The 13,007-nt window shown below is 51.8% G+C and carries 10 protein-coding genes, 1 other RNA gene and 1 pseudogene; 4 read left to right on the top strand and 8 right to left on the bottom strand.

The window, feature by feature from the left end; translation table 11 throughout:
- Positions 1-85: 85 nt before the first annotated feature.
- The 3 genes from G5193_RS09250 to G5193_RS09240 form a co-directional block, all read right to left on the bottom strand.
- The gene (locus G5193_RS09250) at positions 86-460 is read right to left on the bottom strand and encodes a hypothetical protein (protein ID WP_410741850.1); all 375 of its coding nucleotides are present in this window, start codon (positions 458-460) and stop codon (positions 86-88) included.
- 162 nt (positions 461-622) lie between these two features.
- Positions 623-1,291, bottom strand: coding sequence for an inovirus Gp2 family protein (locus tag G5193_RS09245; RefSeq protein ID WP_410741851.1), 669 nt, complete (start codon positions 1,289-1,291; stop codon positions 623-625).
- A 428-nt stretch (positions 1,292-1,719) separates the two neighbouring features.
- Positions 1,720-1,896 (bottom strand): helix-turn-helix transcriptional regulator, encoded by a 177-nt coding sequence (locus tag G5193_RS09240; RefSeq protein ID WP_179902166.1) that lies wholly within the window; start codon positions 1,894-1,896, stop codon positions 1,720-1,722.
- A 594-nt stretch (positions 1,897-2,490) separates the two neighbouring features.
- Between G5193_RS09240 and G5193_RS09235 the strand changes: the two genes are divergently transcribed.
- Positions 2,491-3,327 (top strand): hypothetical protein, encoded by an 837-nt coding sequence (locus G5193_RS09235; RefSeq protein ID WP_198505938.1) that lies wholly within the window; start codon positions 2,491-2,493, stop codon positions 3,325-3,327.
- 405 nt (positions 3,328-3,732) lie between these two features.
- Here G5193_RS09235 and G5193_RS09230 read toward each other — a convergent pair whose 3' ends face one another.
- Positions 3,733-5,049, bottom strand: a complete 1,317-nt coding sequence (locus tag G5193_RS09230) for a tyrosine-type recombinase/integrase (RefSeq protein WP_081298733.1) — start codon at positions 5,047-5,049, stop codon at positions 3,733-3,735.
- A gap of 562 nt (positions 5,050-5,611) precedes the next feature.
- Between G5193_RS09230 and G5193_RS09225 the strand changes: the two are divergent.
- Positions 5,612-6,769, top strand: a pseudogene (locus G5193_RS09225) (IS3 family transposase).
- A gap of 260 nt (positions 6,770-7,029) precedes the next feature.
- Here G5193_RS09225 and ssrA read toward each other — a convergent pair.
- Both ssrA and smpB read right to left on the bottom strand, forming a co-directional pair.
- Positions 7,030-7,389: a transfer-messenger RNA gene (gene ssrA / locus G5193_RS09220) on the bottom strand.
- A 166-nt stretch (positions 7,390-7,555) separates the two neighbouring features.
- A complete protein-coding gene (gene smpB / locus G5193_RS09215; RefSeq protein ID WP_005334498.1) occupies positions 7,556-8,044 on the bottom strand; it encodes an SsrA-binding protein SmpB in 489 nt (162 codons plus the stop codon).
- Positions 8,045-8,212: 168 nt separating this feature from the next.
- On the opposite strand from smpB, the gene G5193_RS09210 reads away from it, so the two are divergent.
- Positions 8,213-8,647, top strand: a complete 435-nt coding sequence (locus G5193_RS09210; protein WP_005334496.1) for an SRPBCC family protein — start codon at positions 8,213-8,215, stop codon at positions 8,645-8,647.
- Entirely contained in the window at positions 8,640-8,987 is a 348-nt protein-coding gene (locus G5193_RS09205) for an RnfH family protein (RefSeq protein WP_005353535.1), read from the top strand. Before G5193_RS09210 ends, G5193_RS09205 begins: the two co-directional genes overlap by 8 nt.
- An 81-nt stretch (positions 8,988-9,068) precedes the next feature.
- On the opposite strand, the gene G5193_RS09200 is transcribed toward G5193_RS09205, so the two are convergent.
- Together G5193_RS09200 and fadE are read right to left on the bottom strand one after the other, a co-directional pair.
- Positions 9,069-10,343, bottom strand: a complete 1,275-nt coding sequence (locus G5193_RS09200) for an amidohydrolase (RefSeq protein WP_421205858.1) — start codon at positions 10,341-10,343, stop codon at positions 9,069-9,071.
- 179 nt (positions 10,344-10,522) lie between these two features.
- Positions 10,523-12,979 carry an acyl-CoA dehydrogenase FadE gene (gene fadE, locus G5193_RS09195; protein ID WP_421205857.1) on the bottom strand — a complete coding sequence of 819 codons (2,457 nt, stop codon included), beginning with the start codon at positions 12,977-12,979 and terminating at the stop codon, positions 10,523-10,525.
- Positions 12,980-13,007: the final 28 nt, after the last annotated feature.

Genomic DNA, 13,007 nt, shown 5'->3' with positions numbered 1-13,007 from the left:
GTCAGAAAGCCTCGAGTGTAACGGTAACCAGGAGCTGGGGAAGTCATGACTTGCTCGTTGATTTGGGCAACAACGCCTCCCGTCATCAAAGATTGATCCAAATGGCGAATTCAAAGACAGTTTCTAGGACGTGGCTTGGATGATTGGCATAATCACAAAGTCCACACATAAGTAACCAATGAGAACCAAATGCCCCCACTGAAGCAGGCTCCCAATCAGGCATTGCCTCATAGGCAGCAAACGCATTCCTAACTTCCAGGATCTTACGGGGAAGCCCAAGCACAATCTTCCCCTCAATCACTGCCGCCACCTGCTCGACACTCAGGGTATTGTGCTCTATAGCCAAGGAGGCTTGGATAGTGCGGATCCGGTTCTCTCGACGCAGCATCGGCACCTGGGAGCTCTGAGCAAACCGCCACTGCCCCACCAACTCGGCGATCTCCGCCACCCGACTCAACATGGCGTGGGTCAGGGTGAAGGGAGGGGAATAGTCTGCCTTGGATTACTCCAACTGATGCGATAACAAATGAGGGTTAGCTTAACAGATCCGGGAGCAGAAACTCCCGGATCTGATGCCATCTAAAACTGCAGTAAAAGTCTTTTTATCAACACCAATAAGCCTTCAAATGTTACTCCCCCCGAAACAGCGGTATCCTTCTCCGCGTCTCTTTGTCTCGTTTTTAGCCAGATAGGCTGTCCGCACAAGCATCTTCTTGAGTGACTCGGTATCATTCCGCTCAATGAGATACTCAGCATTATTGGGAAAATGCACCAATCCCTTTTTTTTACAATCTTGCAGAGAGATATTTTCATCACTCACAGCGCTGTGCCACGCTACTCTTACTTTATTAGCAAGGTTCATTCTTTCAGATTCATAATTACCTAATTTGTAGTAAGCAGCCCTATTTAAAAAAAACATCATGTGATAGTGAGGACAGGGAGCACCGGCTGTTTGCTCCTTAGCCCAAACGTATCTAATATCAGTCGAATGAACCCTTTTGCCTTCATAACGTCGTTCTGACTCATCGCACTCAATGAGCCGTTTAAGCCTAGAGAAGAACTCTTTAATTATCCTTGAGCCCGCCTCAGGTTTTAATGCTAAATACATTCCAAAAGCAGGGTCTTGTTGAAAACGGAGATCAACTCGAAAGGAAAACACTCTGGGGTAATGCTTAAGAGCGCTCTCCGATACAGAGAGGATTTTCTCTAAATTATCCACATTAAAGCTATAGTTCCGACCTTCGTAGAACTGCTGAGCAAGCAGGACATACTCTTCTATAGAAATAGACATTTGAACTCTCCCAATAGATTTTTGATAGACATTGAAGGTTTAAATCGTGATGGATGTATTTTGCGGATAGTGCCGTAGTATGTTTCAAACACGGTCTATTAACTGGTGTAATCACCAGGATAGTTTGTGTATAGATGCGATTAACACTTTCTTTGAATACGGAATAGAGTAATTAAACTGCCATGATAAGTGATGGCTATTGCTTAGCATGGTTCAAGCAGGCAGATTCATAGGCTGTCAATATACTTCCAATGAAGGTGCCATTACATTTAAATATACACATCCATTCAACTTAAAACATATATTACTATTGCCTACACAAATGCATTGAATATCAAACCAGCCAGAAAACTCTTATCCCAGATAGGACAAGACTTGTAGCATGAGCAACAAGCTAATTTGTTCAAATTATTATTCAGAAATTAGCCCTAGCGAAGATTTATTTTCTCTTCAATCCATGACTCTATTTCAGAGCTAATCCAAGCAACAGATCTTGGGCCGATCTTGACTGATGCGGGAAATTTCCCGTCCTTCATCTGACGATAAACTGATGCCTTAGATAGTGATGTCATTGCGATGACATCTTTCAATTTAAGTAGTTTCATGATGAGCTCCTTTGTCGTCCATAAGACGTGGTGCTCACGTAAAAAATAGGTGTGGGGGATAAACCATAGTCATCTGTTAAGTGGATTCTCGGCTCCTGCTAGTAGTGCGTTGAACGATAGCTAGCTGGCGTGCTCTCATGGTTTTTCTTAGGGACTCTATCTAGTAATCACTGATATCTCGATGGAGCCATAACATTCAGCCACTTCCAATAGGTAACACTGCCAAAAAATCAAGGGCGCCCTCCAGCTCACGCGGAGGTTCGATTGACGCCTTTTTTCTGCAGGTATAAATGTGTCTACCCCGCCCTACAGAGATTCCAACCGAACCTGACTGGCACGTCGTTTTTTTTGTTAAATATCAATACTTTGAAATTTTTATTGTTCATTTTTTTATTTTTGCACAAGTAAGGTAAGGTGTAGGTACGCTGGGATTGCTTGTACTGAAGTGTTAGATTACTGTCGTGAACAACACCATCTCATTGAGGTACGATTAATCCAGTCTGATGACATTATGTGATGTTGTAGTTCTGATTAGTAGCCAGATCTAGCTGGTGATAGAATTTTTTAAAGCTGACTTTATAGGTAGATTTAAATATGGCTAAACGCCCAGATGATTATAATCGAATAAATATAAATCTAGATAAACTAGAGACATTGCATGCACTAGATAATTACAAGAGTATAAAAGGGATTTCCCGTTCAAGGGCAGTAAGTCAAATACTAGATGCCTGCGTACCTATTCTTAAAAGTATTACTTATCACCATAACAGTGCAAATGAATTAGAAAATCGACTCTTAAATAAAATTTATCAGCGTGACATTCCACTCCAACGAGCTGAAGTTGCCGCAGAAAAGCATTGCCTCAGTATCTGGCATGACAAACTTCAGTCAGCTAAAGGATTTGATTTTGATAGTCTACATGGTTTAGATAGTATTAAAGAATATAAACGTCACACACGTAGAGACAATGGTATCGGGAAAGTTGAACGTCGGCATATTGAGAGCATTTGCCAAAAGATGATGATGTACAGCGATGCAAAATACGCTATCTTTATCTACTTTGAACGAGATGTTTTTGAGCACAAAGAACCGATAGTTACTAACGGTTCTCCATCAATAAAAAAAGGAAAGGTAGCAGCTGGAAATGGTATTATATTACTGGCAAAGGATTGTTTCTATGATGAATATTATTTCAATTTTGAAGAGGCTATTTTAATCAATGTGCTTGACCTTATGCCTTTAGGTATTAGAGGCATTGAACGTGCGAGTAAAAAGCTAGGTGTTTTTTGTTGGATACCTATCATAACTCATGAAAATAAAACTGTGATTGTACCAGTATATAAAATAAATCCATATACAAGACCGACACACAAAAAACCTAATAGTATTACCATAATTAATAGTGATATTGTTAGTCAATTTTTGTACTGAATGGCATTTAGAAAAAAATTAACTGTCTGGCTTAATAGATTGCTCCTTTCACAATTAAATGCCTCATTTCTCCGCTTTTAAAAGTTATATCTCTTCAATGGTGGATTTTCATGCCAAAAAAGCCAGCTTTGCTGGAAATAAACTCTGATTGGATTGTTTATTTTGGATTAATCATCTGTTTTAGTGTGGTAAATCGGATTGCCTCAGCCGTTCACCGAGAACATCTTGAAAACGGCGAACAACGCAGAGCTGCCTTAGTAAAAAAGTCTGAAATCAGAGATTAAGCGATGCCTAGATAGGCTATTGTGCTAGTTTTTTATTAATCTAAACTTAGTTCTAATTTTCCATGTATTGTAATTTAGTGATGAAACATAGAAGAAAAATGTAACTTTTAGAGGTCGCTAATTATTTTTTTCGAAATTCAACGGTAACCACATTCCTTGAATTCCTTTCTCCTGTTTTACCTGTAATCTCTGACTCCAAAAATCGCCCCCAGGATAAGAATAATCCCCGCAACTTATCTGCCATACCTCCAACCTGGTATGTTCTAATCAGGCGATCTTTTGGCACGTGATTTAGTAGCAATTCAATAAGGCGTTCTGGGGCATCTAAATACTCAGCAACCCCAGTCGCAACACTTCGACGTAGGTCATGTGGACTGAATGGTTCTAATTCGGCGAGATATTTTAGCCGAACCCGCTCTAATGCTCTGGTAACAGCATCACCAGTTACTGGGTTGCCCGTTTTACTAGTAGACTCGAATACAAATGGACCTTGTGATAGTACCTTTTGTCGTTCAATGATCTCTAACGCCAATGGGTGAAGCGTCACCACATGTGCACGTCCATTTTTAGTCACTGGTATTGTCCAGCGATCTCCTGTGACTTGATCAAAACGCATTGCCACAGCCTCAGAACGCCGTACACCAGTCAAACATATCAGTCGTAAACAATCAGCAACGGCAAGTGATAAAACCACGTTAGAGGCGATTCCACGCCCACCAGCGGCAATAGCACCAGCCCCCTGAGTTGCTTTCTCCAATGCCACCCACAACAGCCTTAACTCATCCTTTGTCAGCCATCGTTCACGGGGGGGCGGCATGGACGCACCAAACATCGCTGGTTTGAGTAACCGAGCTGGGTTGATTTCTATATGTCCCTGAAGAACAGCGTGGTCTAAGCACTGGTTCAACACGATCAATCCTTTGCGCGCACCTTCTTTGGTCTCTATATTGCGAAAATGCTCATACAAGATGGCACGAGACAAATCACAGACTCGAAGGCTACCTAAAGATTTTTCAATATGACGTGAAAAAGTTCCCTCGTAGTCAGTTAGTGTTCGAGTCCCTATAGGCTTTGATTGGGCCCGCATAACCAACCAATCACTGTACACGTCTCGTAATGTTGGCATCTCAGTGTTCTTGAGCTTGGCCTTTTTCGCAGCTTGGCGCGGATCAATACCCTGTTTCACCAAAGCAACAGCATCGGCATGAGCGAGTCTAGCGGAGGCTAGGCTCATCGCGGGATGACTCCCCAGTAACAACTCTCCTTCCTTTGCTGCCAATTTGTAACGATAGATATATCGCTTTAAGCCATTTGCTCTAATCTCCAACTTCAAGCCACCGCCATGTTTGGACTGAACAGCAAACCGCTGCACTATTGCTCCCTCTTTCAATTTCGCTGCAGAGACTTCTGTAGCTGTATTGAGTAGCTTGATCACCATGTTTCATACCCCTCTACATACCCCGCTTTTGTGATGATATGGCGTGGAACTGAATGAGACAATCTGAGGCTTTAGCTTTAATTTAGTCAATTGATTTTAAATTATTTTTTATTTTACCTTGGATCTTCGTGAGACGTGATGACTCTCTAAAGATCTGGATTCGTAATGCGAAGGTCAGGAGTTCGATCCCCCTTATCGGCACCATATAAAACAAATGGTTAGCTTCTCATCGAAGCTAACCATTTGTTTTATATGGTTAATTGGCCCAACACTGGGCCCAACAGATTGCAACCTATAGCCTGTTAGGGCATATCTCCCAAGGCACAGGATTTGTCAGGATCGCCCCCGTAACCTACCCGTAATCTTGCCGTTCAGATGCCTCGATGTTTGGTGTTACGTTGAGATTGCGACCACTCTGCATTGAGAGACTGGTAGCTAATCGTTTAAACTTCGCACTTTGCAAGGTTCAATGAAATTTTAATGTAGGGTAATAATGTAGTGGTCTAATCATCCCGGACACCATTTTAGGTGGTACAGTCGCCACCATGACTTGAGGTGTTCAATGACAAGATTACGTCGCTCATTTACTGCCGAATTCAAACTCGAAGCCGCATCCCTGGTGCTCGACCAGGGATATTCAGTCCCCGAAGCCAGCCGTTCACTGGACGTCGGTGAAACCGTACTTCGTCGCTGGGTTCAGCAACTGCAATCCGAACGCAGTGGCACAACCCCAATCAGCAAAGCGCTAACTCCTGAGCAGCAGAAAATCCAGGAGCTGGAAGCCCGTATCAACCGACTCGAACGTGAAAAGGTCATTCTAAAAAAGGCTACTGCTCTCTTGATGTCGGACGACTTCACACGTACGCGCTGATAGACCGATTAAGGGAGCAAGCCCCCATCACCCTGGTCTGCTGCGCTTTCGATGTTCCAACATCCTGTTTTTACGACTATCTGGCTCGCAGGCGGACGATTAACCGTGAGCGCATGCAGCATCGCTGTGAGTTGCGCCGTTTGTTCAAAGTGAGCCGGAACTCGGCAGGCAGCCGTGCCTTGATGTCGATGATGCGGGAGTTGGGGTATCAGATTGGTCGATTCAAAGTACGTAACCTGATGAAGGAAGCCGGTCTGGTATCCAAGCAACCGGGCGCTCATCGCTATCAGGTCGCTCGGTCTGAACGACCGGGCACTCCCAATCTGCTGGCCCGCGAATTTGATGTCCAGCAACCCAATCAGGTGTGGTGATATCACCTACGTCTGGGCAGGTGGTCGTTGGTATTACCTGGCAGCGGTGCTTGACCTGTACACCCGGCGGGTCGTGGGCTGGGCGATGTCTGATAAACCTGATGCAGAATTGGCAATCAAAGCACTGGAGATGGCCTATCAGTAGCGGGGTTGCCCATCCGGTGTGCTATTTCACTCCGACCAGGGCAGCCAATATGGCAGCCGGGCATTTCGGCAACGACTGTGGCGTTATCGCATAACCCAGAGCATGAGTCGTCGTGGAAACTGCTGGGATAACGCCCCGATGGAGCGACTGTTCAGAAGCCTGAAGTCAGAGTGGCTCCCGGCTATGGGATATATGAGCTTGCGAGAGGCGAAACGAGATATCAGTTATTACCTGATGGATTACTACAACTGGCGGCGTCCACATCACCACAATAATGGGATACCGCCAGCAAAAGCCGAAGATCGGCCTAACCAAGTGTCCGGATTTAGTTGACCACTACAAGTAGGAGCCTGCCAATTTTGAAAGCATGGATCCACAATTCTCCCGTTTTAGCGCGATTTTTTGTGCCGAGTGAGAAACGGGTCTCACGAGGAGCTCCGTACTGGCGGAGGGCCGGGGGGAAGATCAGGCGGTAGCAGTAGACACCACAGTGGTTTTTGATGAGACCGGGATAGAGCATATGTGACACCTCAGTGTGTCACTCCCTGACCAGCCATAAAGAAAAAGCCCTGACGAATCAGGGCTTTAGCAGGTGGTGGAGCTGGGGGGATTTGAACCCCCGTCCAAAATTACTACATCCTTGGCACTACATGCTTAGTCACTCTTTACATTCGCCAACCCGCTGCGGAGAGACACGCCACGAATTGACTAGCTCGATTGGTTTTAATGCTTCCGCCCCGAGCAGGACTTCCACACGATCCTGTGAAGGATGACCTTCCGATTCCCTAGGACACAGGCAAGCTAGGGTAGAAGGGCTCTATGCAGGTTATTAAGCTGCTAGTGCGTAGTTTTCGTCGTTTGCGACTATTTTTTTGCGGTTTATTAACGAGGCCTACCGCACCTCGGCATGCACCTTGGGTTTCGTGAATCTTGTCGAATCCAGAATCAGCCCCAAGTTGTTAATTGCGATTGTACGCAAAAATGCTGTCATAGCAAGGCGTTGATACCCATTCCCTCTGGCAGCCAGTCTGTTTGCCGATTTATTGTACGCAGCTGAGCCTGAAGAGCCAGCTGCGCCGGGGGAAGGTGAACTGGCGTTCTGATCCTGCCAGTAGTGGGTTAGCCGCGATGCTTGTTCTTCATGATGCGAGCTTTTTCCCGATCCCATTCGCGGGCCTTGGTATCTTCGCGCTTGTCGTGCTCTTTCTTGCCCTTCACCAGGCCGATCTCGACCTTGACCCAGCACTGTTTCCAGTAGAGGGCGAGGGGAACTATGGTGTAGCCCTGACGGGCGATCAGGCTTTCGAGCTTGTCGAGTTCACGACGGCTCAGCAGCAGTTTGCGGGTGCGGGTCGGGTCACATACCACGTGGCTGGAGGCCGCTTGCAGTGGCAGGAAGCTGGAGCCGAACAGATAGGCCTCGCCATCGCGGAAGATGACATAGGCTTCGCTGATGTTGGCCTTGCCCGCCCGCAGGGATTTGACTTCCCACCCTTGCAGGGACAGACCCGCTTCGATCTTCTCTTCGATGAAGTATTCGTGGCGCGCGGTTCTGTTGAGTGCAATGGTGCTGGACCCGGCTTTGTTTTTACTGTTTTTTTTGCTCATGACGGGCGATTTCCGGCAATGACTAGGAGGCTCGTATTATACGTAGGCAGGGGCGGCTGTAAAACGCGCAGCAGGTCAAGTGGTGGCTTTCTGAGCGTTTGGCTGAGGTTTTACCTCCACAACCCCAAACATGGTGATAAAATCGCGCCGATTGGATGAGGAAAAGCCATGCCCCGAATTACGCGCAGTGCCCTGGTGATGTTCAGTGCAGAACAGATGTTCAAGTTGGTTAACGATGTGGATGCCTATCCGCAGTTTTTGCCCGGCTGTGTCGGCAGCCGTGTCCACGAGGCTGGCGATGACTACATGATGGCGTCGGTCGATGTGGCCAAGGCGGGGATTGCCAAGACCTTTACTACCCGCAATCAGCTGGATGTGAACCGTCAGATCAGGATGGAGCTGGTGGATGGCCCGTTCCGCAAGCTGGCGGGCTGGTGGACCTTTACCCCGCTCGATGTGGATGCCTGCAAGGTGGAGTTTGATCTCGATTTCGAGTTTACCTCCAAGCTTATCGAGGTGGCATTTGGTCAGGTGTTCCGCGATCTGGTGAGCTCCATGGTCTCCGCCTTCTCCAACCGGGCGAAGGAGGTCTACGGTGTCTGACCAGCTCAACATCGAGGTTGTCTATGCCTTGCCGCAGCAGCAGACGGTGATTGCCCTGCGGGTGGCGCCCGAGACCTGCGTGCTGGCAGCCATCGAGCAGTCCGGCATCGTACAAAAACACCCCGAGATCGATCTGGCGGTCAACAAGTTCGGTATCTACAGCCGCCCGGTGAAAGGGAGCGAGCCGCTGCACGACGGCGATCGTATCGAGATCTACCGCCCGCTCATCGCCGATCCCCGCGAGATGCGCAAAAAGCGGGCCGAGAAGGCCAAAGAGGAGGGGAGAGCCGATAGCGTGACCGGTGGTCGCCCCGATGTGCATCGCAAGCACCGCGAGTAGTGCTCAGGTTTTTCTTGCAGAAAAAAGGCGCCTAGGCGCCTTTTTTTGATCCCGTTAGCCGGTGAGCTTGCCGAGGGGATATCAAGAGAGGGCTGCTTCTGCCACACCCAGTCGTGCACGGGCCCAGGCGGCCAGTAGCTCTACCCCGCTTTGCATCACCCGCTCATCGAAATCGAATTCGTTGTGATGGTGCGGCGCCGCCAGATCGGCCCCCAGGATGAGGTAAGCCGCTTCGCCCCCCTGCTTTTGCACCCGCTCCATCAGAAAACCGGCATCTTCGCTGGCGCCAAAGCGGCGAGTCTGGATGGTGGCGAGTCCCTGCTTGCGGGCCAGCGCCGCCAGCTCGGCCTGCAGTGCCGGGCTGTTGTCGAGGGCAATGGCCTCACCCTGCTTGATGATGCGATAGGTGACACAGTGGGCGAGGGCAGTCCCTTCGACGATGCGCTGTACCTGACTGAACATGTAGTCGTTGAGCGTGCTATCGGCGCCGCGGGTTTCACCGCGCAGCTCTGCATGATCGGGGATGACGTTGCGGCCGCTGCCAGCGTGAAGCTGGCCGACGTTGATGCGGGTCATGCCATCGCGGTGGCGGGGAATGCCGAGCATGGCGGTGGTGGCCATGCAGGCGGCGGCCAGCGCATTGCTGCCGGCATTGGGCTCGAGCCCGGCGTGAGCAGCGATGCCCATAAAGTGGACGTCGAACTTGGTGGAGCAGAGAAATTCGGTGGGATTGATCACCAGCTCGCCGCTGCCAGCGTGAATACCGATATGGAGCGAAAGCAGTGCATCCACGTCATCGAGTGCGCCACCGGCAGCCAGCGCCTTGCCACCGCGGCACCCCTCTTCGGCGGGTTGGAAGAAGAGCTTGATGCGGCCGCAAAGCTGCTCCTTCATCGCCATCAGCTGGCTGGCCAGCCCCATGCCGATGGCGGTGTGGCCATCGTGAGCGCAGGCGTGCATCCACCCCTTGTTGTGGGAGGCAAAACCCTCTTGCTGCGGTTGGTGCTGTTCGGCGTCGGACTCTTCCACCTCCACCGCATCGATGTCGAAGCGAAAGGCCAGGGTCGGGCCGGGACGGCCGGTGTCCAGCTCTCCCATCAGGCCAGTGACATCGCCGATCCGCTCCAGCCAGTCGGGATGGGCCCCCTGACGGCGGGCGCGAGCCTTCTCGGCCGCCACATCCACATCACGGCCCATCATCAGATTGCTGGCCAGCAGTTTGTCGCCAAGCACAATGCGATAACCTAGCTCGCTCAGGTGGTGGGCAATCAGGCTGGTGGTGCGAAACTCTTTCCAGGCGGCTTCCGGCAGGCGGTGCAGGTCGCGGCGCCACAGGATCAGGTGCTCAAGGGTCATCTTGGCTTCCTTGGTGATTCGATTTGTCGGCTATTGTGCCTTTTTTCCCGGCTGACCACACGGGGCCAGCAGCTGGTCGGGGGAGCTGTGCGTGCGAGTGGTGACTGTTCGGGCCTTGAATAGTGGTGAGCGCCCATAAAAAACGCCTCCACAAGGGAGGCGTTGTCGATAGCTGGTTATCAGGCCGCGTGATGGTAAGCGGAGGCTTCAAACAGCTTCTTGTTGGCCACCAGATCGATGGGGTCAAAATCATCGACGTTGATGGTGCGCAGGCGACTTACCTCGGCGCGGCGCAGCAGCTCCGCTTCGCTCTGGGTCAGTACGCCAGCGGCCAGGCCGATGTCGGCCACCTTGTCCAGCGCCATGAAGGGGCGCTTGATACCATCGCTCTTGCAGACTTTCTCGAACAGCGGCTCGGCGGCCAGTACGTCATCGAGCGCCTGCTCCAGCAGACCGAAGGGGTTGCCCTCTTCGCGGGTCAGATACTGCCCCTTGGCCAGGCGACTACGGGTCTCGCTCGGGGTTTGCAGCAGACGGGCAACCTGTTGATCCAGCTTGTCGCACGGACGGCTCAGGTCACGACCCAGCGGCAGCACCACGGCGCGCAGGGCAAGCCCAATCCAGCGGTTCGGGAAGTTGCGCAGCAGCTCGTCGATCGCCTCTTGTGCCTTGAACATGGCATCTTGCAGTGCCCAGTGCAGCAGCGGCAGGTCGGCCTGCTGGCGTCCCTCGTCCTGATAGCGCTTGAGGGCGCTGGAGGCGAGATAGAGCTGGCTCAGCACGTCGCCAAGACGGGCGGAGACCCGCTCCTTGCGTTTGAGCTCGCCACCCAGGGTGCCCATCGCCATGTCTGACAGGAAGGCCAGGTTGGCCGAGAGGCGGGAGAGCTGCTGGTAGTAGCCCTTGGTCTGATCCTTGTAAGGGGCCGCGGCAAAGCGGGCGCCGGTGATACCGAGCCAGAAGCTGCGCACCAGGTTGCTGATGGCAAAGCCGACGTGGCTGAATACTGCCTTGTCGAAATCTTTCAGCGCCTGCTCCTTGTCGGGGTGGCTGGCGGCCAGCATCTCCGGCAGTACATACGGGTGGCAGCGGATAGCGCCCTGACCATAGATGATCATGCTGCGGGTCAGGATGTTGGCCCCTTCCACCGTAACGGCGATGGGCGCACCCTGATAGCCGCGGGCCAGATAGTTGTTGGGGCCCATGCAGATGGCCTTGCCACCGTGGATGTCCATGGCATCGATGATGCACTTCTGGGCACGGTCGGTGAGGTGGTATTTGACGATGGCGGAGATGACCGACGGCTTCTCGCCAAGGTCGATACCGGTCACGGTCAGGTTGGCTGCGGCGCCCATGATGTAGGCGTTGCCGCCGATGCGGGCCAGCGGCTCTTCAATCCCTTCCATCTTGCCGATGGGCAGTTTGAACTGGCGACGAATGCGGCTATAAGCGCCGCTCGCCAGGGCCAGCATCTTGACACCGCCGGTGCTGTTGGAGGGCAAGGTGATGCCGCGGCCGACTGACAGACACTCGACCAGCATGCGCCAGCCCTGACCGGCCATGGCCGGGCCACCGATGATGAAATCGAGCGGGACGAACACATCCTTGCCCTGGGTCGGGCCGTTCTGGAACGGCACGTTGAGCGGGAAGTGGCGACGGCCGATGCCGACACCCTTGATGTGAGTGGGAATGAGGGCGCAGGTGATACCGAGCTCTTCCTCTTCACCCAGCAGGTGCTCGGGGTCACGCAGTTTGAAGGCGAGACCCAGCACGGTAGCAATGGGGGCGAGCGTGATGTAGCGCTTGTTCCAAGTGAGGCGCATACCGAGCACCTCTTTGCCTTCCCACTCGCCCTTGCAGACGATGCCAAAATCGGGGATGGAACCGGCGTCCGAACCTGCCTCCGGGCTGGTCAGGGCGAAGCAGGGGATCTCTTTACCTACCGCCAGGCGGGGCAGGTAGTAATCTTTCTGCTCGTCGGTGCCGTAGTGCTGCAGCAGTTCGCCCGGGCCCAGCGAGTTGGGTACGCCGACGGTAGAGGCGAGCACGGCGCTGGCGCCGCACAGTTTTTGCAGGACACATGACTGGGCGTAGGCCGAGAACTCCAGACCGCCATATTTCTTCTTGATGATCATGGCGAAGAACTTGTTGTCCTTCAGGTATTGCCACACCTCGGGGGAGAGGTCCGCGCGCTCGTGGGTCACTTCCCAGTCGCTCACCATGCGGCACACTTCCTCGACCGGACCATCCATAAAGGCCTGCTCTTCGGCAGAGAGGGTGCTGACCGGGATGGCGTGCAGCTTTTTCCAGTCCGGGTTGCCCGCGAACAGATCGGCTTCCCACCAGGTGGTGCCCGCTTCAATCGCCTCTTTCTCGGTGCGGGACATCTCCGGCATGATCGATTTGTAGATCTTGAACAGCGGCTTGGTTATTTGATTGCGGCGAAATTCCACCAGATTGAGCGGGATGGCGATCACCGCGAACAGCGCCCATACCAGCAAGGGCACATGACCATAGATGGCGCCAAGCACCAGGGCGGCGCCGGTGACCAGGGTGGAGATGAACAGGGATGCCCGGCGATAGGCCAGGGCTCCGATAACCAAGATCACCCCGAGCAGAGTGAGGGTCGTCGTCATTGCTTGCTCCTTGCGTGAAAGATTGCCA

Origin of the sequence: Aeromonas sp. 601027 (genome assembly GCF_049174455.1) — a bacterium.
Lineage (GTDB): Bacteria > Pseudomonadota > Gammaproteobacteria > Enterobacterales > Aeromonadaceae > Aeromonas > Aeromonas veronii_A.
This window is presented reverse-complemented; position numbering and strand designations above follow the sequence as displayed.

Coding starts and splice junctions, on each gene's coding strand:
- G5193_RS09250 (WP_410741850.1), bottom strand. CDS start 460: ATGTTGAGTCGGGTGGCGGAGATCGCCGAGTTGGTGGGGCAGTGGCGG.
- G5193_RS09245 (WP_410741851.1), bottom strand. CDS start 1,291: ATGTCTATTTCTATAGAAGAGTATGTCCTGCTTGCTCAGCAGTTCTAC.
- G5193_RS09240 (WP_179902166.1), bottom strand. CDS start 1,896: ATGAAACTACTTAAATTGAAAGATGTCATCGCAATGACATCACTATCT.
- G5193_RS09235 (WP_198505938.1), top strand. CDS start 2,491: ATGGCTAAACGCCCAGATGATTATAATCGAATAAATATAAATCTAGAT.
- G5193_RS09230 (WP_081298733.1), bottom strand. CDS start 5,049: ATGGTGATCAAGCTACTCAATACAGCTACAGAAGTCTCTGCAGCGAAA.
- smpB (WP_005334498.1), bottom strand. CDS start 8,044: ATGAGCAAAAAAAACAGTAAAAACAAAGCCGGGTCCAGCACCATTGCA.
- G5193_RS09210 (WP_005334496.1), top strand. CDS start 8,213: ATGCCCCGAATTACGCGCAGTGCCCTGGTGATGTTCAGTGCAGAACAG.
- G5193_RS09200 (WP_421205858.1), bottom strand. CDS start 10,343: ATGACCCTTGAGCACCTGATCCTGTGGCGCCGCGACCTGCACCGCCTG.
- fadE (WP_421205857.1), bottom strand. CDS start 12,979: ATGACGACGACCCTCACTCTGCTCGGGGTGATCTTGGTTATCGGAGCC.